Annotated in this window: 1 protein-coding gene; it reads right to left on the bottom strand. The window is 35.7% G+C overall.

Annotation, left to right across the window (positions count from 1 at the left end; all coding sequences use genetic code 11):
• Positions 1–810: hypothetical protein (locus J3U42_RS12265; RefSeq protein ID WP_267336614.1), on the bottom strand; the 810-nt coding region annotated here is incomplete at both ends.

Genomic DNA, 810 nt, shown 5'->3' with positions numbered 1-810 from the left:
TTAAATGGTCATCAATATTATTATCGACAGGGGTATTTGCAGAGGTGATAACCTCCTGTTTATCGATTGTCGCGTTAACCGCCGTTGTGTTATCGTGCCCAAAATGCGGGTTATCAATCTGTTTTTCGTGTTGCTTAGCTGAATCTTGAACAGGCTGATTAATATCAACATGTTGATGGGTATTTTCAACGGTTGTGGGTTGACGAGCGGTATCGTTTAATTGAGCCTGCTCAAATATTTGATGATCTAAAATATTGGTATTTAATGCATTATCAATAAACTCTTCATCGGCTTTTGTATATTTATAGGAACTAAATCTATATTTATTTTCATCTTTTCTTCTATGTAAATTAACTCTTCCCGAATAGACATATTTTGATAAAACTTCTTGCGAGATATTGTTTAACTGATCGACATTAATATTGACATTTTTACCGGCAATAATTTTACTATCATGATTATTTAAAATTTGTCCTTGTATCGTAATATTACCGGTAGCGGTGATTTTACTTGGATCTGTTTCAATCAGTACAGTACGATATTTTTGTTTATAGATGTCATAATGCCAGGAATTTGCCGCCCCGTATACGCCTTTACTTGGAACATACATTCTTTGTAAGTACTTGGTATTACGTAAATGCAATGGAATATCATTCCATTTGTACAAACATCGACTATGTTTGTCACAAGACACGCCTGGAATACTACCCATACCTGTTGTCTTGATGCGATAAAGCACATCATCAGGCGAGTATTTGGTTTTCCCTTCCCCCTCAGACGTTTGAAAATAGACTTCATGTTCCGGTGGCT

The sequence above is a fragment of the Gilliamella sp. B2923 genome (assembly GCF_026536565.1).
Taxonomy (GTDB): Bacteria; Pseudomonadota; Gammaproteobacteria; order Enterobacterales; family Orbaceae; genus Gilliamella.
The sequence above is the reverse complement of the archived record's forward strand: the minus strand, read 5'-3'. Positions and strand labels throughout refer to the sequence as shown.